Origin of the sequence: Sphingobacterium sp. UBA5670 (genome assembly GCF_002420705.1) — a bacterium.
In the GTDB taxonomy this organism is placed as follows: domain Bacteria; phylum Bacteroidota; class Bacteroidia; order Sphingobacteriales; family Sphingobacteriaceae; genus Sphingobacterium.
Map to the genome: position 1 here is coordinate 198,935 of NZ_DIIM01000010.1, position 20,868 is coordinate 219,802.

The 20,868-nt window shown below is 38.3% G+C and carries 16 protein-coding genes; 10 read left to right on the top strand and 6 right to left on the bottom strand.

The annotated features are described in order from the left end of the window. The first annotated feature begins 1 nt into the window (after position 1). The 3 genes from B3C94_RS09710 to B3C94_RS09720 are packed head-to-tail and all read left to right on the top strand — an operon-like array spanning position 2 to position 2,597. Positions 2–544 (top strand): inorganic diphosphatase, encoded by a 543-nt coding sequence (locus tag B3C94_RS09710; protein ID WP_115047605.1) that lies wholly within the window; start codon positions 2–4, stop codon positions 542–544. Positions 545–552: 8 nt separating this feature from the next. Beyond that, on the top strand, positions 553–1,866 hold the full coding sequence (locus B3C94_RS09715; RefSeq protein ID WP_293902708.1) for a hemolysin family protein: 1,314 nt from the start codon (positions 553–555) through the stop codon (positions 1,864–1,866). A gap of 17 nt (positions 1,867–1,883) precedes the next feature. Beyond that, the gene (locus tag B3C94_RS09720; RefSeq protein WP_293902711.1) at positions 1,884–2,597 is read left to right on the top strand and encodes a 16S rRNA (uracil(1498)-N(3))-methyltransferase; all 714 of its coding nucleotides are present in this window, start codon (positions 1,884–1,886) and stop codon (positions 2,595–2,597) included. An 87-nt stretch (positions 2,598–2,684) separates the two neighbouring features. Here B3C94_RS09720 and B3C94_RS09725 read toward each other — a convergent pair whose 3' ends face one another. From B3C94_RS09725 to B3C94_RS09735, 3 genes are all read right to left on the bottom strand, one after another. Further along, the gene (locus tag B3C94_RS09725; RefSeq protein WP_293902714.1) at positions 2,685–3,161 is read right to left on the bottom strand and encodes a hypothetical protein; all 477 of its coding nucleotides are present in this window, start codon (positions 3,159–3,161) and stop codon (positions 2,685–2,687) included. Positions 3,162–3,231: 70 nt separating this feature from the next. Continuing rightward, complete coding sequence (locus B3C94_RS09730) at positions 3,232–4,599, bottom strand: ABC transporter permease (protein ID WP_293902717.1); 1,368 nt, start codon at positions 4,597–4,599, stop codon at positions 3,232–3,234. Between the two features lie 46 nt (positions 4,600–4,645). After that, positions 4,646–5,287 (bottom strand): ABC transporter ATP-binding protein, encoded by a 642-nt coding sequence (locus tag B3C94_RS09735; protein ID WP_293902720.1) that lies wholly within the window; start codon positions 5,285–5,287, stop codon positions 4,646–4,648. A gap of 451 nt (positions 5,288–5,738) precedes the next feature. Here B3C94_RS09735 and B3C94_RS09740 point away from each other — a divergent pair, with 451 nt between their 5' ends. From B3C94_RS09740 to B3C94_RS09750, 3 genes are all read left to right on the top strand, one after another. Beyond that, complete coding sequence (locus B3C94_RS09740) at positions 5,739–8,540, top strand: TonB-dependent receptor (RefSeq protein ID WP_293902723.1); 2,802 nt, start codon at positions 5,739–5,741, stop codon at positions 8,538–8,540. 81 nt (positions 8,541–8,621) lie between these two features. Then, positions 8,622–10,082: a hypothetical protein gene (locus B3C94_RS09745; RefSeq protein WP_293902726.1), complete on the top strand. Its 1,461-nt coding sequence runs from the start codon at positions 8,622–8,624 to the stop codon at positions 10,080–10,082. Positions 10,083–10,188: 106 nt separating this feature from the next. Further along, positions 10,189–10,626 (top strand): hypothetical protein, encoded by a 438-nt coding sequence (locus B3C94_RS09750; RefSeq protein WP_293902729.1) that lies wholly within the window; start codon positions 10,189–10,191, stop codon positions 10,624–10,626. A 178-nt stretch (positions 10,627–10,804) separates the two neighbouring features. On the opposite strand, the gene B3C94_RS09755 is transcribed toward B3C94_RS09750, so the two are convergent. Then, positions 10,805–12,004, bottom strand: coding sequence for a hypothetical protein (locus B3C94_RS09755; protein WP_293902732.1), 1,200 nt, complete (start codon positions 12,002–12,004; stop codon positions 10,805–10,807). 151 nt (positions 12,005–12,155) lie between these two features. On the opposite strand from B3C94_RS09755, the gene B3C94_RS09760 reads away from it, so the two are divergent. Both B3C94_RS09760 and rlmB read left to right on the top strand, forming a co-directional pair. Then, complete coding sequence (locus B3C94_RS09760) at positions 12,156–14,003, top strand: DNA polymerase III subunit gamma/tau (protein ID WP_293902735.1); 1,848 nt, start codon at positions 12,156–12,158, stop codon at positions 14,001–14,003. A 76-nt stretch (positions 14,004–14,079) separates the two neighbouring features. After that, positions 14,080–14,868, top strand: coding sequence for a 23S rRNA (guanosine(2251)-2'-O)-methyltransferase RlmB (gene rlmB / locus B3C94_RS09765; protein ID WP_293902738.1), 789 nt, complete (start codon positions 14,080–14,082; stop codon positions 14,866–14,868). 61 nt (positions 14,869–14,929) lie between these two features. Here rlmB and B3C94_RS09770 read toward each other — a convergent pair whose 3' ends face one another. Beyond that, entirely contained in the window at positions 14,930–16,696 is a 1,767-nt protein-coding gene (locus B3C94_RS09770) for an AMP-dependent synthetase/ligase (RefSeq protein ID WP_293902741.1), read from the bottom strand. Between the two features lie 182 nt (positions 16,697–16,878). Continuing rightward, entirely contained in the window at positions 16,879–18,756 is a 1,878-nt protein-coding gene (locus B3C94_RS09775; RefSeq protein ID WP_293902744.1) for a DEAD/DEAH box helicase, read from the bottom strand. Positions 18,757–19,019: 263 nt separating this feature from the next. On the opposite strand from B3C94_RS09775, the gene B3C94_RS09780 reads away from it, so the two are divergent. Both B3C94_RS09780 and B3C94_RS09785 read left to right on the top strand, forming a co-directional pair. Further along, a complete protein-coding gene (locus B3C94_RS09780) occupies positions 19,020–19,634 on the top strand; it encodes an RNA polymerase sigma factor (RefSeq protein WP_293902747.1) in 615 nt (204 codons plus the stop codon). 117 nt (positions 19,635–19,751) lie between these two features. Further along, positions 19,752–20,714: a FecR family protein gene (locus B3C94_RS09785; protein WP_293902750.1), complete on the top strand. Its 963-nt coding sequence runs from the start codon at positions 19,752–19,754 to the stop codon at positions 20,712–20,714. Positions 20,715–20,868 lie beyond the last annotated feature (154 nt).

Consider the following 20,868-nt stretch of genomic DNA (forward strand, 5'->3'; position numbering starts at 1 on the left):
AATGAGTAAACAAAACCCTTGGCACATGGTTTCTCCAGGTGAGAATGTGCCAAATGCCGTAAATGCTATCATTGAGATTACAAACGGATCCAAAGGAAAGTATGAATTAGACAAAGAAACTGGTTTGTTGCTTTTGGACAGAGTAATGAGTTCATCTGTCGTTTATCCTGCCAATTATGGTTTCATTCCACAAACTTATTGCGACGATAAAGATCCTTTGGATATTTTAGTGATTTGTTCAGTTGATATTTTACCATTGACATTGGTTGAAGCACAGGTTATTGGTGTGATGAACATGGTTGATGGTGGAGAACAAGATGATAAAATTATTGCGGTAGCTAAGAACGATCCAGTTTTTAATTACATTAAAGATATTGATCAATTGCCTCCGCACACAATGAAAGAGATCGTACAGTTCTTTGAGAGTTACAAAGCACTTGAAAAGAAACATGTTATTGTTGAAGGTGTCAAAGGACGTGAAGAAGCACAAAGAATCTTGATCGAGGCTATCGAGTTGTACAAAAAAGAATTTGTTAACAAATAACCCCAAGCATGGCGCTCGATATATTTTGGACCTTTTTTTTAGTATTAGCCAACGGCTTTTTTGTCGCGGCAGAATTTGCTATTGTCAAAGTCCGAGTCTCCCAAATTGAAGTTCAGGCAAAAACAGGCAGCAAAGTTGCTACGATAGCCAAAAGTATAACGGAGCATTTGGATGGTTATTTGGCCGCTACACAATTGGGGATTACGCTTTCCTCACTGGCTCTAGGTTGGGTAGGGGAGGCAGTAATGACCCAAATTGTGCAGGGGGCTTTAGGTTTTTTCGGTGTTGAATTAACAGGTACAATCGCGACCAATGCAGGACATGTGCTGGCTTTTACGATTATTACTGTGTTACACATTGTATTTGGGGAGCTCGCTCCTAAATCCATTGCGATTCAAAAACCTGTTGCAACAACAATGAAAATTGCAGTTCCATTGCAATTTTTCTACTTTATCTTTAGACCATTTATTTGGATTTTAAATGGCTTTGCTAATTTTCTATTGAAAATTCTAGGTTTTGAAGTGACTAAAGGTGAGTCTGCTCACTCTTCTGAAGAACTGCAATATCTTTTGGATAAAGGTAAGGAGTCTGGTGCATTGGATATTTCCGAGCACGAGCTGATTAAAAATGTATTTGATTTTAACGAGCGTATCGTTAAAAATATTATGGTGCCACGAACCAAAATTGTGGCAGTGGAAGTCACTGCAGATGCCTCTGAACTGATTGAAACCATGACTGAAGAGGGGTATTCTAGGCTTCCAATATATGAAGACAACATCGATCAGATTGTGGGTATTGTCCATACAAAGGATATTCTCCCGCTCTTAGCAAAAGGAAAAGAGGTTGTCATGAAAAATATCATGCGTAAGCCTTATTTCATTCCTGAAACAAAGAAGATCAATGATCTTATGGCTGAGTTTCAGCAGAAACGTCTACAGTTGGCGATTGTGTTGGATGAATTTGGTGGTACTGCAGGTATGGTTACTTTGGAAGATATTGTAGAGGAATTGGTTGGCGAGATTCAGGATGAATACGATGAAGAAACGCCAGTTGTTGAACGTATTTCGGAAACGGAATATATGGTCGATGCGGGGGCTAGTATTCATGATGTAAATGAATTTCTCCCTATTGAATTACCAGAGAGTCAAGACTACGATACCATGTCGGGTTTGGTGAGCGAAATCTTTGATAAAATACCTGAGGTTGGCGAGCGGAAGGAGGAATATGGCTATGTCTTCACGATTATCCGGAAAGCGCAACAGAATATTGAGTTTGTCAAACTAGAATTGGTCGAATCGGCCGATGACGATACAGCGGAATAAGATTATAACGAAAGTAAATGCAGTTATTTTTTACACCGGATTTAAATCCTTCATTAGAAAATTTTATCCTTAGTGAGGAAGAGAGTAAGCATGCTATTCGTGTGCTTCGTATGAATAATGGAGATCATTTGCACCTTATAGATGGCAGTGGTGGCTTGTACGAAGCCCAGATTATTGATCCTCATCCCAAACGTACCGTTCTTACTATTTTAAATGTCAAGGAGGACTATCAGCAGCCCCGGTACCATCTGCATATTGCTGTTGGTCCGACAAAGAATATCGATCGTATTGAATGGTTTTTGGAAAAGGCGACTGAAGTTGGAATTCAAGAAATAACACCAATTATCTGTGAGCATTCTGAACGAAAAGAAGTTAAATTAGATCGTCTGAATAAGGTAATTGTGGCCGCCATGAAACAATCACTGAAAGCCTATCTTCCCAAACTCAATCCTGCTGTCTCGTTTAAGCAGTTTTTGAGAGAAATCCCAAAAGAAGGTGTTAAAAAGGCAATTGCACACTGTGTTGACGCTGAAAAGAAGTATTTAAACCAGATTTTGGAACCTGCTCAACATTATATTATCCTAATCGGTCCCGAAGGCGATTTCTCTGAGGAAGAAATCGATTTGGCACTGGACATGGGGTTTTGTCCCATCTCACTGGGAGAGGCCCGATTAAGGACTGAAACAGCTGCTTTAGCAGCCTGCATGGAAGTTTCCCTGTTGAATCGATAAGAAGAAAGAAAAGCCGGCCTATTGTGCTATATTTCAGCTGCGAAAGATCTGTAAGCACGATTTGATTATGCAGAAATAAACACTGCTTTATTTTATTGGTTCGGCATCCACAATCTGAATTTCAGCATTGCCCTTAAGTGGATCTTTGGTAAAGATCATTTTTCCCTTTAATTTAATCGGATCTTCGGAGAATTTGATTGCACCGCCTTTTAACGTCACTTCAACCATCGGCGGTATGCCATTGGAACCGCAGAATTGGCATTGCATAACAGGCAACACAGACATCATAAAGTTTTTGTGATTTCTGCCGCTGTGGAGTGGAACCATATAACCAGGTAATTCAACTGTTTTATTTTCAAGCGCTTTGAGTTCTTTTGGATAGAAAGGAGTATATACTTTCTTTGCCCCATTATAAGTTACTTTATAAGCCATCTTATCGATAGCTTCCCATGTTTTGTTCATCATAGGTGTATGGTCCGGAACATCCGGATTGCTGCCTATTTGAGCTTGGGATTGTAGCGTACAAAATACTATAAATATGAATACTGAGATTATTTTTTTCATTGCTAATTTTATTGTTAAGAGTCGAGAAGTTATTTGATGATTCTTTGTTCCTGAACGTTGATTTTAAAATTTACTTATTTGATAGAGTTCCAGAAATACTTGTCCTGTAGGCTTTGATTGCTGGAATAAGTGCAGCAAAGATACCGATTATACAGGCAACAAGCAAAAACACCAATTCTTTGGGATGGAGTTTAAAGGCCTCGATGAAATCTGCACTCTGACTTGTTTGATTACTGATATAGTAGAGTGCCAAATGTGCCATGATTAGTCCGACTAATCCGCCAACAATTGTAATTGTTAGGCCTTCAAGGAGAACAATAGTCAGGAGTTTTCCCTTCGAAGCTCCCAGCGTACGCATAATAGCAAGATCATATTTGCGCTGCTTTAACGCGTTGTATAGATTAATAAAGACGCTTAAGCCGGCAATGAGCATAATCACATAGGCAAGTATCGATAAAGAATCTATCCCTACACCTAATAGCGAAAATAGACGGGTACTTTCCATAGCGGGAGATGCCGCCTGCATGTCTGTTTGTTGATCAATCAATTTTGGTAATATGCCGATTGCTGCGGGTGATTGATACTTTACCAAAATGGCTGTTATTTCTAAGCCGCTTTGCTTCATCATGTCTGCGCCAATAGATTTCACAAATACGCCTTCCTCTTCGTGTTCAGTATGATCAGCATGGTTGTGCTGCTCTTTTTCGGCAACGATATCTTCACCATGATGATGGAGGTGAGCGTTGACAGTCTCTTCTCTGTCCTCTTCACGTTCACGAAGTTCTTTCTGTAGTGAGGTTTCTTCGTGGTCATGTGTATGTGCTATCCCATGGACATCCCAGACACTTTCTAAATTAGTTAAGATTAGGTTATCCGTAATGTTGTTATTATGCTTTAAAATGCCAACAATAGTAAAAGGATGTTCATCATGATGATGACCATCTTTGCTCAAACCATGTGAACTATGAATTTGATCACCTATTTTGAGCTGCTGTTTTTTTGCAACCTGGTCACCAATGACTGCTTCAAAATTATTTTGCCAGATACGGCCTTCACCAATAGATGTTTCATAGATGGAAAGGAAAGAAGAATCCGTTCCGACGATACGGTGTCCCTTGAAATTGTCACCTAAAGATAAAGGCACCGCTAGCCGGACAAGTGGATTTTGACGTAATGGATCCAGTTCATCCAGCGGAATGTTGCCTGTTGGGTTGTCGATATGATAAACACTAGATAGGATCAACTGAAGAGGACTTCCTTTTGCGCCGACGACTAAATCAATATTTTTACTGTTATTGTCAAGCTGCTTTTCAAAAGTTTCTCCTGTAATTGAAAGCACGGCAAGGATGGAAATTCCAAACGCCGTAAGTAGTATACTTAGAAAGACCGAGCCAAACTGTCTACTTAAATTTTTCCAAACCAATTGTATCGTGTTCATAGCAGATTTTAAAACTAAAGGGTGACGCGTAAATGAAAGTAAAAAATTATTTTAAAAGGTACATTTTGGAGAACTGATCTTTTATTCTCTTATCGTGTGTTGTGATCAATAAAGTTGAACCGGCAGTATCAGCTATCGATAAAAGGAGTTCTAATACCCTATGGGTATTGTTGTCGTCCAATGCAGCCGTTGGCTCATCAGCAATCAATAAGGCCGGTTTATTGATAATACTGCGCGCAATAGCGCCACGCTGCAGTTGGCCGCGGCTCAATTCGTTTGGATAAGCGTTACTTTTTTCCTCCAATTGCAGCTGTTTAAGGATGATATTGATAGCGCTTGTATCTACCTTTTTTCCGGCCAAGGACTGCGCCAATTTAATATTTTCTAATAACGTTAAATTTCTCAGAAGATGGGCCTCTTGAAATATGAAACCAATATACTGAGACCTGAACTGATCCAGTTTACTGTTGGATAACAAGGATAGATTTTGACTATTTATGCTGACCTGACCTGTTTCTGGCCTTGACAAGCCGCCAAGGATATTAAGTAGTGTTGTTTTTCCAGAACCTGAATCTCCTAATAATAGTGTATGTTGACCTTTTTCGATGTAAATATCTGGAAATTCAATTGGCGCTGAATTTGGATACTGAAATGATAACTGTGTAGTCGATACGATTGGAGTGCTCATGGGAATCAGAAATTGAAAATATATTCAAACTTAGATAAATTGCTTTTTATATGCAATATAATTGCAATTATATTGCATATAAAAAATGATTTATGGTGCTGAGCCTCAAATTGCCGCCGGAAAGGTTGCCGATTTCCTCGGTATCCTGTTGTATCACGGGCCTTTAAGTAACTACTAGATGTTGTATATTAAGATCTAGGGTATAAAAATAACCTAATTGTGTTAATAAATTAAGTGCTTAATAATTTTCTTACACTTCATTAATATAATCTCCATGCAAACAGCTCTGATATTACGCTGAAAGGCAATTAACACTCTTTTTTGCTGAAAATCGAAAAAAACTGATTGTTGGTAACATTAAATTAACAACTGATTCATGTAATGGTAATTTGTTGTTAATGTTAACCTAATATTCTGCTAATAGCTTTGCAGAAACAAAAAAACAAATAAATTGAAACCACAATTACAACTTAAAGGAATCGCTGCTGCCATGACGCTCGTAGTAGCTGCATCAACAACAGTTTATGCGCAAAGTAGTGGGAAGTTAATGGGGACTATTACTAACAGTAAGACTGGCGAAACAATCACCGGAGTAACTGTTCGTATTTTAGGAACATCAAGGGGTGGAAGTTCTGATGTATCCGGAAAGTACAGTATTCCAGCTTTACCGGCAGGTAAGTATACTGTAGAGTATATTTACGTTGGTTACTCGACAAAGCAAGTTACGGAGGTTGAGATTAAAGCGAATGATCTGACCAATTTAGATATCGTTCTTGATAATTCAGAAGGACAAGTGTTAGATCAAGTTGTTGTTACAGGATCTTTTAAGAAGGAATCTATCGGTGCCTTGTATTCGCAACAAAAAAATAGTGCATTGATTTCTGATGGTATTTCAAGTGAGCAGATCAGAAGATCACCAGATAAAAATACTTCCGAAGCCTTGCGTCGTGTCAGTGGTACGACAATTCAAGATAATAAGTTTGTGATCGTTCGCGGTTTGAGTGACCGCTACAATGTCGCGATGATGGATGGTTCCGTATTACCAAGTACAGAAGCCAATCGTCGTGCATTTTCATTTGATATTATTCCATCGGCTTTAATTGATAAGATTACAATTTCGAAGACTGCAACACCTGATCTTCCTGCGGACTTTGCTGGGGGAGCAGTTCAAATTTCTACAAAAGATATTCCAGATCGAAATTTTGTCTCTTTCGGCTTGGGATATGGTTATAATACTGCGTCGACATTTAAAGATTTCTTACAAACTAAAAAGAACGTTCAAAATTATTTAGGTTTTGATGATGGATCAAGTCAGTTGGCTAAGAATTTTCCCTCTCGGGCAGATGTTGATGGACAGCTATCTCAAAAATGGCAAAGACTGGCGCTAAAATCACTTCCAAATGATTTTGGTATCCAGACAAAAAGTGCGTTGCCTTCACAGGCATACCAATTTTCTTTGGGACGTGTAAAACAATTCGAAGATAATAGTCGTTTTGGAGCTTTATTTTCTGTAAACTATCGTAATTCGCAAAATATTTTGCCAAATATTGAGCGCAATTGGTTTACCTATGATTATCGGGATCAACAATACAAGTTCTCTACTAATTTAGGGGCCTTAGCGAATTTTGGTTATACATTTGGAAAGAATAAAATAACTTGGAAAAACTTGTACAATCGAACTTATGATAACACATATACGGAACGATATGGAACAGACGGTAGCTCATCTTCCATTAACAAGTTTTATGCATATGACTTGATGCAAAAATCCCTGTTTAAATCTACTCTAGATGGCGAGCATGTATTGAGTGATAAAAATGATAAGATAAAATGGACGGCGTCTTGGAGTAATATCGGTAATAACCAACCTAATCAGACCAAAATAAATTATCAAAAGCATGAAGATTACGCAAATGATCCTTCTGTTCCATATCTTGCAAATTTAACTACTGTTGGTAAAGCAAATTCAAGACTGTTTGCAGATCTGAACGAGAATATTTTTTCAGGTGAAGCTAGTTATTCAACACCTTTAAATTTCTTGAGCGCACCAAGTACTTTAAAAGCCGGTCTGGGATCGCAGTTTAGGAAACGTAATTTTGATGCAAGGTTTGTAGGGTTTGAGTTAAATACTTTGGCTATAACCGGTGATGAACAAACACGTATCCTTCAATTGGCTCCAGATCAGATTTTTTCACCTACATTGATTGATCAGAACGTTTATAAATTTGGCGAAGTGAAAGGGGACGGAGATATCTATAATGCAAAATCATTGTCGAGCTTTGGTTATTTAATGATGGACCAAAAATTTGCGGACAAGTTTAGGGTTGTATACGGTTTAAGAGTTGAAAATTACAATGTAAAGGTAGATGCTTTGCGGATATTGTCGGGAAAAATTGAGAAAAGCGTTGATGATACTAAGCTGGATTTCTTGCCGTCAGTTAATATGACTTATAGTTTGACTCCAAAAACCAATATCAGAGCGTCATATTATCGTACATTGGCACGACCTGAATTTAGGGAGTTAGCTCCATTCTCGTTCTATGATTTTGAGAATATGGGGATGATTATTGGAAATGAGAAATTAAAACGAAGCTCCATTAACAATGCAGATTTACGTTTCGAATATTATCCTTCTGCCGGTGAAATTCTATCCGTGTCTGCTTTTTATAAAGGTTTTACAGATGCGATAGAACCGTTTCGTTACGATGTGAATTCAACACCAGATATCAGTTATTTCAATACACCTAAAGCAGACCTATATGGCATTGAGGTGGAAGCGCGTAAAAATTTAAGCTTTATTAACGAACAGGAATTCTTGAAAAATACAATCGCTTATTTGAATGTTTCTTTGGTACATTCTAAAGTAAAAAACCCTACTGATTTGGATTATATCGATAAGTCGAGACCGATGGTAGGGCAATCTCCTTATGTGATAAATGCGGGATTACAACATTCTGCACTCGATAATAAGTTAAGCGTCAACATCCTTTATAATAGAATAGGTAAGCGCATTACTCAAGCCAGTGGTATTCGCTTTGCAAGTACTTGGGAAGCGCCTCGGAATGTGTTGGATTTTCAAGTTGGTTATAAGGTCCTAAAGGGCAAAGGAGAGGTTAAACTCAATGCAGGCGATATTCTAAATAATGCAATTAATGTTTATTATGATAATAAACAATTAAACATACCTAATGAAACTAGTTTTAAATATAAGCCAGGTTCAAACTATTCATTGTCATTTAATTATACATTTTAGATCATAATAAAAAATTAACAAGAATTTAATTTCAAGGTTAAAGTAATTGAATTTATTTGTACAGTATATAAAACTTATAAAATGAAAAAAAGATTTTTATTCTTATCCTTATCTGCATTGTTACTTGCAGGAGCATGTAAAGAAACTACAATTACAGATAATGGTGACGGAACAGAAACTCCGACTAATCCAGTAAATGAAAATGTGGTCGAAATTTCAGGCGAAATAACAAGTAATACCACTTGGACATCCGATAAAATTTATGTGTTAAAAGGGTTTGTGTTTGTATCTAATAGTGCTACCTTAACGATTCAACCTGGTACCATTATCAAAGGTGATAAGGCAACTAAAGGAACATTGACGATCACACGTGGAGCAAAAATCAATGCTGTTGGAACGGTTGATAAACCAATTGTATTTACCTCCGGCTTGACGGCAGGTGCTCGTTCTCATGGAGACTGGGGTGGCGTTATTGTACTTGGTAAAGCGCCTGTTAACCAGGGAAATGATGTTAAAATTGAAGGCGGTTTGACAGCTCCAACAGGTAAAGATGACAAAAACTATATCTATTATGGTGGTACTGATGCAGCTGACAATTCTGGAACTTTAAAATATGTACGCATAGAATTTGGAGGAATTCCTTTCTCTCCAGATAATGAGATCAATGGATTGACTTTAGGTGGTGTTGGTAGTGGAACAACATTAGATTATATTCAGGTATATCGCTCTGGAGACGATGCTTTCGAATGGTTTGGTGGTACTGTCAATGCAAAACACTTATTGGCGATAGGTACATGGGATGATGATTTTGATACGGATTTTGGTTACTCTGGAAATGTTCAATTTGCAGTGTCTCAACGTGCTAATGCAGCAGCTGACGTTTCACAATCCAATGGTTTTGAATCGGATAATAACGGTAGCGGAACTGATCAGACACCAAAGACATCTGCTGTTTTTTCAAATGTATCTATCATAGGCCCGATTTCCAAAGATGGATTTACACCAAATGCGAATTTCCAACATGGTATCCAACTTCGCCGTAATTCTTCAATCAGTGTAGTAAATTCTGTGATTTCAGGATTCCCTATCGGAATTTATGTTGATGATACAAAAGTGACTACAGCTGAATCAACGTCTAAAAATGTAGTAGACGGAAAAGCTGTATTTACTAATAATTTGTTTTACGGAAATCCAGTGGGGATCAAGACAACTTCAACAACGAGTATAGCAAGTCAAGTAGAGGCGCTAATTAAAGCTAATAATACTTTTGAGAATAAAATGTATGCAAATAATTTGTTTACAGCTCCTTATAATTTTGGAAAAGACTTCTCTAGTACGCCGGCAAATCCAAACTTTACGTTATCAACCGGATCAGCTGCAGCTACGGGAGCAAGCTTTACAAATGCTAAAGTTTCAGGAAGTTTCTTCGATAAGGTAGCTTATCGAGGTGCATTTGGAACAGAGGATTGGACAGCAGGTTGGACTCATTTTGATCCACAGTCATTAAATTACACAACTCCAGGTAGAGTTACTCAAAATTAATATCGAAAAAAATAATACGTAAAAAATCCTGCCTCGTGCAGGATTTTTTGTGTAGCATATATTTTAAATAATTCGTTAAATAGTCAAATAAATTAAATTCTAAATTATGAAACGAACAATCTATTTGGTTTTAATGGGTGTTTTCCTCCTTTTTGGGTGTAAAAAATCGAATGATATCAATGATCCTTCAACTTCTGGACTTCAAGTAGAAATAAAAGGAATTTCTGGCTGGGGCGAATTTGTAAATATCAGTGTCGATCAAAATAAGACAGAGGTAAAGTATCCCGCTGGAACTACTGGCAATCCTCAAACTGTAAAAGATAAAAGCTACAAAACAAGTGAAGACATTTTTAGAAAGTTATCGTCATATGTCGAGACGTATGATTTAATGAACGCCAAAATTGACGAGTGTGCACGTTGTGTAGATGGAGCAGACTATGTGATTACAGTACGATCCGGAAGTAAAAAAAATACGGTAACAATTGCAGGGCAGCGTACAGATGGGAAATATGCAGATGTACTTGATTTTATAAGCAAACTTTAGAACATATAAAGCTTACTCGACTAAAAGCTTACTTGACGATATATCTTCCACCGTAAGCTTTGATTCTACTGAAATTATAGGATAGCGATGTAAAATTTCCGATTATCAATTAGAATACCAACAGTGTAAACTTGTTGGTATTCTAATTAATTCTGTGGAACCTTTGAAAAGGACTGTCTCATCTAGGCTCATAGTGATATACAATTTGATAAGACTGATTTTTAAGCTCTTCAGACAATTGACCTATATCCAGTGTTTGCGCTTGAGGAGTAGGCTCACATACAGAATAGTATTTCCCGTTGTATAAAATAGCGTCACCGATAGGATGTTCAAATTGGACGGCCATGGTTACATGGGTGGGATATAACAAGGTAATCATAGGTAAGTTGTAAATTTCCTTCACCAAGTAAAAAAATAAGACCACACGGTCATCACAGTCACTGTATTTATTCAATAGCGTTTGTTCCGCAGAAAGACGTTTCTCGGATCCGAAATTTTCTTCGTCATTTTCATACAAGAAGGCATACCGGGTAAAACGCATTAAATAATCGACACCTTCTTGCTGATTTTTTCCTTTTAAATTTTCTTTAAGTGCTGGGATAAGTGATTGATAAGTCTCCTTGCTGAGTGGGATATTGAAATAAGTTTCAAAATCTACTCCCGGATAGTTTTTAAAAAGATCGCTGACATCGTCATTCAACTTGACATTAAAATGGTAGGCTTTATGCCCATAATTGAATTCGATTTGTTTTTCCTTGTAATTTGACGGTGTAAAATCAGGGAGCTTAGTAATTTTATAGCTAAAATCTGCGATTGCTTCAGGTACTTTTATTTTAACAGGAATGTAAGTCTCTGCACGTTGAAACAGTTTTCCATAATCGTGAAAATTTAAACAGGTATATTTCTTGCCATCAATTTCAAAAAAAGGAATATCCGAGATATCTTCTTTGTTCTGAATAAAAAATATAATCTGGTCGTTACCGACGGCCAGGCGGGCATCATAACCTGATTTACACATCAAAAACCATTTATAAAGTGTATAACGGGTATAATTTTCCGTTTTCGGAGCTATCTGCTGTGCAGTATGACGGATAAGTTGATAGTATACCCAGTCATTCAAATGGTGTTTGTCTTTGTATTCTAAAAGGTCGTTTACAAGCTGAATGTAATTGGTTTGGTCAGCTGTCTGATAGAACTTTTGGACATGCGCTATCGTTAAACTGTCTTTGAATGGGATATTAAAAGCAAGTGGGACATCAATCGATACCTTGCCCTCATAAAAATTGAAATCATAATGTTGCGCCAGGAGCTGTTGCGAAGCGCAAGTAAACCAAACTAAAAAGGTCAAAAATACCCTATGAATTCCCTTTAATTTCAATTCTTAACAATTTGATAACATTTTAGTAATATAAAATTAATGATAAAATTGTCATTTTTTATGCATTGAAGGAATTATTATTAAAAATTTACAATCTATTTTTAGGTTTTAGATACTCCGTTTTCATTTTTAAAATCCGTATCTTCGTGCAATGGATAATTTTATTGTTTCTGCACGTAAATACCGCCCGGTTACCTTTGATTCGGTTGTAGGTCAGCAACACATTACTGGTACCTTAAAGAATGCGATACACAACAACCAGTTGGCACAGGCATTTTTGTTTTGTGGTCCCCGTGGAGTTGGTAAAACTACCTGTGCACGGATTTTAGCTAAAACAATAAATTGTGAAAATATCTTATCTGGAACTGAACCCTGTGGAGCTTGTGATAGCTGTAAGTCTTTCCAAAATGGAAATTCTTTTAGTATCCATGAACTGGATGCGGCATCCAACAACTCAGTTGATGATATCCGTAATCTGATAGATCAGGTACGTATACCACCACAAGCAGGAAAATATAAAATCTATATCATAGATGAGGTGCATATGCTTTCTCAAGCCGCTTTCAATGCTTTTTTAAAGACATTGGAGGAACCTCCTTCCTATGCGATTTTTATCTTGGCGACTACTGAGAAGCATAAAATTTTGCCTACTATACTTTCGCGCTGTCAGATTTTTGATTTTAACCGGATTAAGGTTGAAGATATGGCCAGTCATTTGGCTAATATTGCGGATAGGGAAGGTATAACCTACGATCAGGATGGCCTGCATATCATTGCCCAAAAAGCAGATGGTGGTCTTCGTGATGCTTTGTCGATGTTCGACCAGATTGTCAGTTTTTCAAATAAGCATGTAACTTATCAAGCTGTAATCGATAATTTGAATATTTTAGATTACGATTATTATTTTAAACTGACAGATGCAATTTTAACAGAGGATGCGGCACAGAGCTTGCTCATTTTCAATGAAATTTTAAACCACGGATTTGATGGCAGCCATTTTATAGCTGGTCTGTCGGCGCATTTCAGAAATTTGCTCGTTGCCAAAGAGCCGTCAACCTTAAAATTGTTAGAAGTCAGCGACAGTATTCGTCAAAAGTATCTGCAGCAATCTCAAAAAGCTGCTCCAGGATTTTTGTTATCGGCATTGAATATTTCCAATCAATGTGAAATCAACTATAAGACAAGTAAAAACCAGCGTTTGCAGGTCGAGCTTTCGCTCCTCAAGACATGTCATATTGCAAGTGCAATTAAATTGAGCCAGCTTGGATCCGTGCAGATTCCTTCGGCTACCGAGGGCGTAAAAAAAAAACTTCCTGAGTCAGTAGCTGCACAGGCCAAACAAAGTCCTTCCGCTGTCGTTACTCCCTCAATAACTTCGGTAGGCAATGCGCCTGCCATTGAAAGTCAAGTTGCACCATCTTCCCAAGCTAGCCCTGTCAATTACCAGTCTTCGGAGATGAAGGGCGAAGTGAAAAAAGAGGTCGTTTCTAATATACCTCCCAAGGTAAAAAAGGGTGGTTGGGGTGCCTCGGCTTCTGCAATTATTCCATCGTTGCCAGATTTGAATACCATATACGATAACAATGCGGTTGCAAAAGAAGGGGATGAGCCTGAATTGATCAGGGGAAGTGAACAACGTGAGGTTTCATTCGGTCAATTTATCGCTGTTTGGAATAGTTATGCAGAACAGTTAAAAGCAGAAAATAAGATTAACTTATATACCATGATGACCGCCATGCAGCCTAGGTTAAATGGTACGTTGATTGAGATTGATGTAGAAAATGGAGTTCAGATGGATGTTTTACAAAGTGCAAAAGTTGATGTGTTGAATTACCTTCGTGTGAAGCTGCAAAATTTTTCATTGGATCTACAGGGAGTGATGATGGAACATACGATTTCGCGTAAACCCTATACTTCACAGGAGAAATATCAAGCCATGGTCAATAAAAACCCTCTCTTAGATACTTTGAGGAAGGAGTTTAACTTGGGACTTAGCTAATTCAAAAACTTTAGTTGTTGTTTATTTTTGTACATTTGCAATCTCTTCTAAAAGAAGGGGAACATTTAGTATTATTATGCAAGGAAATTTTCAGAGACGTGATCGCGACCACGGAGAAAGACGTGAAGTGAATCAGATGGTATTTGGTATTCGTGCTGTTATCGAAGCAATCGATAGTGGTAAAGAGATCGAATCATTGTTTATACAGCGTGGTTTGAGTGGTAGTTTAATTCTTGAATTGAAAGCCTTATTAAAAGAGCATAATATAGCTTTTCAACAGGTGCCTATCGAAAAATTAAACCGGATAACACGTAAAAACCATCAAGGTGTAATCGGCGTCATTTCCCCAATTACCTATCATAATATTGAAGAACTTCTACCACAGATTTATAAAAAGGGTGAAACTCCTCTACTTTTGATGCTAGATGGAGTGACAGATGTACGCAATTTGGGCGGCATTGCACGGACAGCCGAATGTTCAGGTGTACATGCGATTATTGTTCCTAAAAAAGGTTCTGCTGAGGTTAATCCTGATGCAATCAAGACATCAGCCGGGGCTCTCTATAAAATTCCTTTGTGCCGTCATGATAGCCTTTCAAAAGTAGGTAAATTTCTGATTGACTCCGGTGTACAGTTGGTTGTGAGTACTGAGAAAACAACTTCGAGTATCTATGATGTGGATTATACAGCGCCAACCTGTGTGATCATGGGCGCTGAAGATGTCGGTGTGTCCAATGACTTGATCCGCATTTCGGATAATCTTGCCAAGATACCGATGTACGGTGAAATAGGTTCATTGAATGTTTCTGTTTCGGCTGCAGTTGTCATCTATGAAGCCGTTCGTCAACGTATTGTTAAAAAATAGATATGTAATCTATTTTGACTATAAAAAAAGCCTTTGTCAAAAACAAAGGCTTTTTTGTGCGTTAGATTTTATATATCTCCTCAATTTCTCGTTCGTATTTTTGTAAAATAATTTTTCGCTTCATTTTTAAAGTAGGTGTTAACTCACCACTTTCCACAGTCATTTCGTCTGGAAGGATAGCGAATTTCTTGATTTGTTCCCAGTTGCCAAAATTTTTATTGATACGGCTAAGTTCTGATTCGATTTTCTGCTTCAGCTCGGGGCTATTGAGAAAATCTAATCTCGTTAGTTTGGTTAGGGAAGGAACGGCACTTTTTGACCATTCCAGTAGATTGTTATAGTTAGGGACGATCAAGGCGGCAGGAAATTTCCGCCCCTCGCCAAGTACCATGGCCTGTTCAATGTATGAGGATTCAACCAGCTTAGATTCGATTTGTTGAGGAACGATGTATTTTCCGCCCGAAGTCTTAAACATTTCTTTCTTGCGGTCTATAATTTTGAGAAACTTGCCGTCTACCCATTGACCAATATCTCCAGTGTATAACCAACCGTCTTTGAGTACTTCTGCTGTTGCTTCCGGATTTTTATAATAGCCAATCATATTATTTTCTCCTTTGGTCAATATTTCGCCATCCTCTGCCAGTTTGATTTCGATATGGATTAATGGCAGGCCAACAGTACCAATCTTCATACCTCGCCTGTAGCAGTTTACAGCGATACAGGGGCCTGCTTCCGTGAGGCCGTAGCCTTCGTATATCGGAATACCTGCTGCCATATATAAGCGGATCAGTCTTTCTTGTAAAGCAGCACTTCCAGAAGCAATGCCCTTGATGTCACCTCCCAATGCTTCGCGCCATTTTGAAAAAACTAATTTACGGGCAATCTTCAACTGGAAATCATACCACCAGGAACGACCCTCCAGCTTGTATTGCTCACCAATTCTCAAAGACCAGAAGAATAGCTTGCGTTTAATTCCTGTTAGTTGCTCTCCTGTAGCCATAATCTTCTCATAGACTTTCTCCAGCACACGCGGTACAGCTGAAAAGATATGTGGCTTCACGGATTTGAAATCTTCACCTATCGTATCCATCGACTGGGCAAAAAAGATGGTCAGCCCCTTGTACATATAGACATATTGGAAAACACGCTCATAAGCATGACAGACAGGGAGAAAGGAGAGCGCGCGATCTCCACGTTCGACCGGAAAGGAATATTCGCTGCTCAACGTGTCTGCCAATAAATTTTTATGAGACAGCATAACGCCTTTAGGATTACCCGTTGTTCCCGAAGTGTAGATAATGGATGCTAATGTGTCGGATTCTATTCCATTGCGTAGTAGGTTTAGCATTTCGTCCGGAATGGTCTTGCCCTTTGCAATGAAATCCTGCCAATGGTTGAGCCCTTCCTCCTTGTCAAGACTGAAAATACTGTTTAGCTGCGGGCAGTCATTCTGTATTGCTAATATCTTTGTGTATAATTTCTTCGAACTGACAATACAATTTTTGATTTCAGCATGATTGAAGATATAGCTGTAGTCTGAGGTTGAAATATTTGGATAAACAGCGACGACTACAGCTCCAATCTGCTGAATAGCAAAATCAAGGATATTCCATTCGACGCGGTTCTCACTAATCAATGCCACTTTCTCGCCAGGTTGAACGCCTAATGCGATTAAACCTTTGGATGTCTTATTGACCTGTTCAATAAATTCGGTATTGCTTATTTTGACCCATTCGTTATCTTTTTTAAAAGAAAACATGGGAAAATTGGGTGCAATATCATATTGCAGCTGTGCTAAATCAAATAATCTTGTTGCTACTGTTGACATTTCGGGAATGCAGTTCGTGTAATACAGCTAATTTACGTTTTTTTATAGACACTATTGCTGTGGCAGGGGAGATTAGTGCCTGTGTTCTTGGTAGGGGATATAAAAGAAAAAGACTCTGGTAAATCAAGCTGTAAGCTTTCATACCAGAGTCTTTAAACTCTTATTGAATTAAATACTAATGATTAGTATTTGCTTTTTGATTCTTTACGTTTTCCAGAGAAGTCACGGAAACCGCCGCCATTGCCGCTGCGCTCACCACGATCACGTCGATCGCCACTGAATCCGCCTTCACGTCTTCCGTTGCGTTCACCGCCACCATATCCGCCTTCACGTCTTCCGCCACGATCACCACCACGGTATCCACCTTCACGTCTTCCGCCACGATCACCACCACGGCTTCTTCCACCACGGTCGCTGCGACCCTCACCTTTTGCTTCGCCAGATACTTCGATACGTACTTGACGACCGTTGTAATCTACACCCTGGAATCCTTGGAATACTTTTTCTACTTCTGCATCTTGAACTTCGAAGAATGTGAACACACCTTTCAAATCAATTTTACCGATTGATTTTCCTGAAATATTCGCATTGTTGCAGATAAAGCCCAACATGTCTCCACGAGAGAATTCATCTACTGAACCTAAATTCATGAATAAACGAGTGTAACCTTTTGAACCTTCACGAGAGCGACCATCACGTCTGTCACCGCGGTCTTCACGACCACCGTCACGCGCTTCGATATTTAAATCTGGTGCGTTTTTGTAATAATCTAAGAAACGGTTGAACTCAAGAGAAGCGAATCTTTTGATGATATCTTCTTTTGAAAGTGACTCCAAATTTTCCATAATTGCAGGCAAGAATGGGCTGATTTGTTCGTCGTTTACTTCAACATTTTCAATCTTTTTAACGATAGAAAATAATTGTTTTTCGCAAACTTCAGCACCTTGAGGTACTTGTTTTTTCTCAAAAGGCTTACCGATGATCTTTTCAAGATGACGGATTTTGCTTAGCTCTTTTACGTTTACCAAAGAAAGTGAAATACCAGTTTTACCTGCACGGGCTGTACGGCCAGAACGGTGTGTATAGTTTTCTGTTTCATCTGGTAAAGAGAAGTTGATAACGTGAGTTACATCACTAACGTCAATACCACGGGCAGCTACGTCTGTTGCGATCAGTAGTTGTAAGCTACGGTCACGGTAACGTTTCATTACCTTGTCACGTTGTTGTTGAGATAAGTCGCCATGCAACGAGTCTGCATTGTAACCATCTTTAATCAACGCTTCAGCGATATCTTGTGTCTCGATTTTTGTCCGACAGAACACGATACCAAAAATATCAGGATTTGAATCTACAATACGTTTGAACGCCGCATATTTATCTTTTGCTTTGATCAAATAGTAATGGTGTTCAATGTTGGCGTTACCAGTATTTTTTGTACCTACAGTAAGCTCAACAGGGTCGGTCATATAATTCTTTGCAATACGACGTACTTCAGAAGGCATCGTTGCTGAAAATAACCAAGTTTTTTTCTCGTCAGGAGTTTCTGACAAAATGTTGTTGATATCTTCTTTGAAGCCCATATTGAGCATCTCATCCGCTTCATCTAATACAACATATTTTACATTTGAGAAATCAATCGCATTTCTGCCAATGATATCCAACATACGACCTGGGGTCGCTACTACAATTTGCACTCCACGTCTAATTTGACGTAGCTGGTCTGAGATATTTGCACCTCCATATACAGCAACAACATGTACGTTGTCAACGTATTTAGCAAATTTTTCTAAATCTTTTGAGATTTGTAAACATAATTCCCGAGTAGGGCAAAGGATCAATGCCTGTGGGTGTTTTTGAGAAAAGTCTAATTGCTCTAATAATGGAAGACCAAATGCCGCGGTCTTTCCTGTGCCAGTTTGGGCTAATCCGACAAAATCGTCGTTACCAGTCAATAAAACAGGAATGGCTTTTTCCTGAATTTCAGAAGGTTTTTCGAAACCTAATTCTGAGATGGCATTAACAACTTCCTCACGGATTCCCAGTTCTAAAAATGGGTTCATGAAATATTTTATACAATAGGCACTATTGCCTAAGGCGTTGCAAAGGTAAGAATAATATTGGAATAAACAAATATTTTAAATAATTGATTTTTAGGGGGATCTAATTCTTTTATATGAAGTGATAATAAATTGAGTCGCATTATATAGATTTAGCACACTTTGAAAAGTATTATTTGGAATGTGAAACTATTTTATATGCATACAGTTTGTTTATTCATTTATTAATAGAAACTTAATATTTCAACCTTAAATTTGGTGTTAGGATGAATCAAGGACCAGTTGTACATCAGCGTTGGCTACGAGCTATTAAAGAACATAACGATACTGCTGCATATGAGGAATTGTACCGCTACTGCTGGAAAGACCTTTATCAGCACGCTGCTCGTCGGATCATAGACCGACAAGATGTAGAGGATATTCTCCAGGAGCTTTTTGTGCAATTTTGGGAAAAAAGGCATAGCATCGACATCCAAATGAATCTCCCTGCCTATCTCAAAGGGATGCTCAAGTATAAAATCATCGACTTTTTTAACTCCAATAAAGCAAAAGATAAATTACTGGATCATTGGAGTAAACATATTTTTGAGTATGTGCAACATCATCCAGAAGATCTTAAGACCTATCTAGCATTGGAGAAGTTGTTGGAGGAGGAACTGGAAATTATGCCACATAATATGCGGCAGGCACTTTTATTAAAATGGGACCATCTATCTATCCGGGAGATAGCCATGCGTATGGGCTTGTCGGAGCAAACTGTCAAGAATAATCTTACAGAAGCATCCAAGCGACTGCGAAAGGCCATATTAGGCTATCAACATGTTCAGAATGGCAGCTTTACTCTACTTTTGGTCCTTATGATAGATGAGCTTTCTAAGTAAGAGCCCATTGGATTGACCTTTTGAAGGGTTTAACAATTCTTTTATATAACATTAATCATTTCTTGAAGTACTTTGGAGCTTTTTTGCGGACTTGTATATAAACAGCAGGCATAAAAAGTGAAAAGAAGAATTTTTGAATCGCTAATTGATAGGTATCTGCATAAGAAAGCCAACAAGGCTGAGCAGTCCCTGATCGATCAATGGTATGATACACTTGATCAGGAAGAACTCCCTGTTGAGGAAGTAGATGAGGTCCAGTTGTGGGAGAAAATACAAGAACGTATTAGAAGTACTGCTCCTAAAAAATCAATGGTTCGGAAAATAAGCTATTGGAGCGGAGCCGTTGCCGCAAGCCTACTGTTATGCTTTGGTATTTTATTTTGGAAACAACAGCATGAGCTTAATTTAATTGCAAAAGAAACGCATTTAGAACCGGGTTACCGGATTTTTGAAACAGGGGCCTCGCAACGTAAACGGGTGCTTTTGGCCGACGGATCAACTGTTGTAATGAATGCCTATTCCAAAATTAAATTGGATACGGTTTCTTATGACAGGAGGGACCGTGTTGTGGAGCTTCTTGCCGGAGAGGCGTTTTTTGAGGTCAAGAAAGATTCTGCGAAAGCTTTTATTGTGAATGCACAGGAAATACAGACAAGAGTATTGGGGACCTCATTCACGGTGAAAAATTATGCTGAATTGGATGATATATCGGTGTCTGTATTTACAGGTAAAGTGCAGGTTACTACCAATAATAATTCACTGGGTGTGTTGACTCGTGGCGAAGAGATTCGATATTCCAAAAATAGTCATCATAGTAATTCAAGAGCTTTTGATTTGGCAACACGTAATAGCTGGATTGAGGGAAGAGTTTACCTTAAGCAAAGTAGTTTTGCCGAATTGGCCCTGGCGGTAAAAAATATCTATGATGTGGATATTAAAACTGATGACCAACGGATTGCCCAACAACGGTATAGCATGCCGATATCAAAGCAGCTGTCATGGTCAGCAACGTTGGAAAGTATTAAGGCAATTCACCATAATAAATCCAGAAAGGAGGGCAGGATAGTGCATATTTATTAATTCGGGGATAAAAAAAGAGCTGACGACGGCCATCGTCAGCTCTGAATCATACACCATTTGGAGATGGTATAAATAACATATACAACAACTTATAGAGATATTATATACGCATACAAATTTATGAAATTTAAGCAATACGTTACGCAAAACGATA

What these genes read in the sequence shown, in the direction of transcription:
- B3C94_RS09710 (WP_115047605.1), top strand. Translation starts at nt 2, where the DNA reads ATGAGTAAACAAAACCCTTGGCACATGGTTTCTCCAGGTGAGAATGTG.
- B3C94_RS09715 (WP_293902708.1), top strand. Translation starts at nt 553, where the DNA reads ATGGCGCTCGATATATTTTGGACCTTTTTTTTAGTATTAGCCAACGGC.
- B3C94_RS09720 (WP_293902711.1), top strand. Translation starts at nt 1,884, where the DNA reads ATGCAGTTATTTTTTACACCGGATTTAAATCCTTCATTAGAAAATTTT.
- B3C94_RS09725 (WP_293902714.1), bottom strand. Translation starts at nt 3,161, where the DNA reads ATGAAAAAAATAATCTCAGTATTCATATTTATAGTATTTTGTACGCTA.
- B3C94_RS09730 (WP_293902717.1), bottom strand. Translation starts at nt 4,599, where the DNA reads ATGAACACGATACAATTGGTTTGGAAAAATTTAAGTAGACAGTTTGGC.
- B3C94_RS09735 (WP_293902720.1), bottom strand. Translation starts at nt 5,287, where the DNA reads ATGAGCACTCCAATCGTATCGACTACACAGTTATCATTTCAGTATCCA.
- B3C94_RS09745 (WP_293902726.1), top strand. Translation starts at nt 8,622, where the DNA reads ATGAAAAAAAGATTTTTATTCTTATCCTTATCTGCATTGTTACTTGCA.
- B3C94_RS09750 (WP_293902729.1), top strand. Translation starts at nt 10,189, where the DNA reads ATGAAACGAACAATCTATTTGGTTTTAATGGGTGTTTTCCTCCTTTTT.
- B3C94_RS09760 (WP_293902735.1), top strand. Translation starts at nt 12,156, where the DNA reads ATGGATAATTTTATTGTTTCTGCACGTAAATACCGCCCGGTTACCTTT.
- rlmB (WP_293902738.1), top strand. Translation starts at nt 14,080, where the DNA reads ATGCAAGGAAATTTTCAGAGACGTGATCGCGACCACGGAGAAAGACGT.
- B3C94_RS09770 (WP_293902741.1), bottom strand. Translation starts at nt 16,696, where the DNA reads ATGTCAACAGTAGCAACAAGATTATTTGATTTAGCACAGCTGCAATAT.
- B3C94_RS09775 (WP_293902744.1), bottom strand. Translation starts at nt 18,756, where the DNA reads ATGAACCCATTTTTAGAACTGGGAATCCGTGAGGAAGTTGTTAATGCC.
- B3C94_RS09780 (WP_293902747.1), top strand. Translation starts at nt 19,020, where the DNA reads ATGAATCAAGGACCAGTTGTACATCAGCGTTGGCTACGAGCTATTAAA.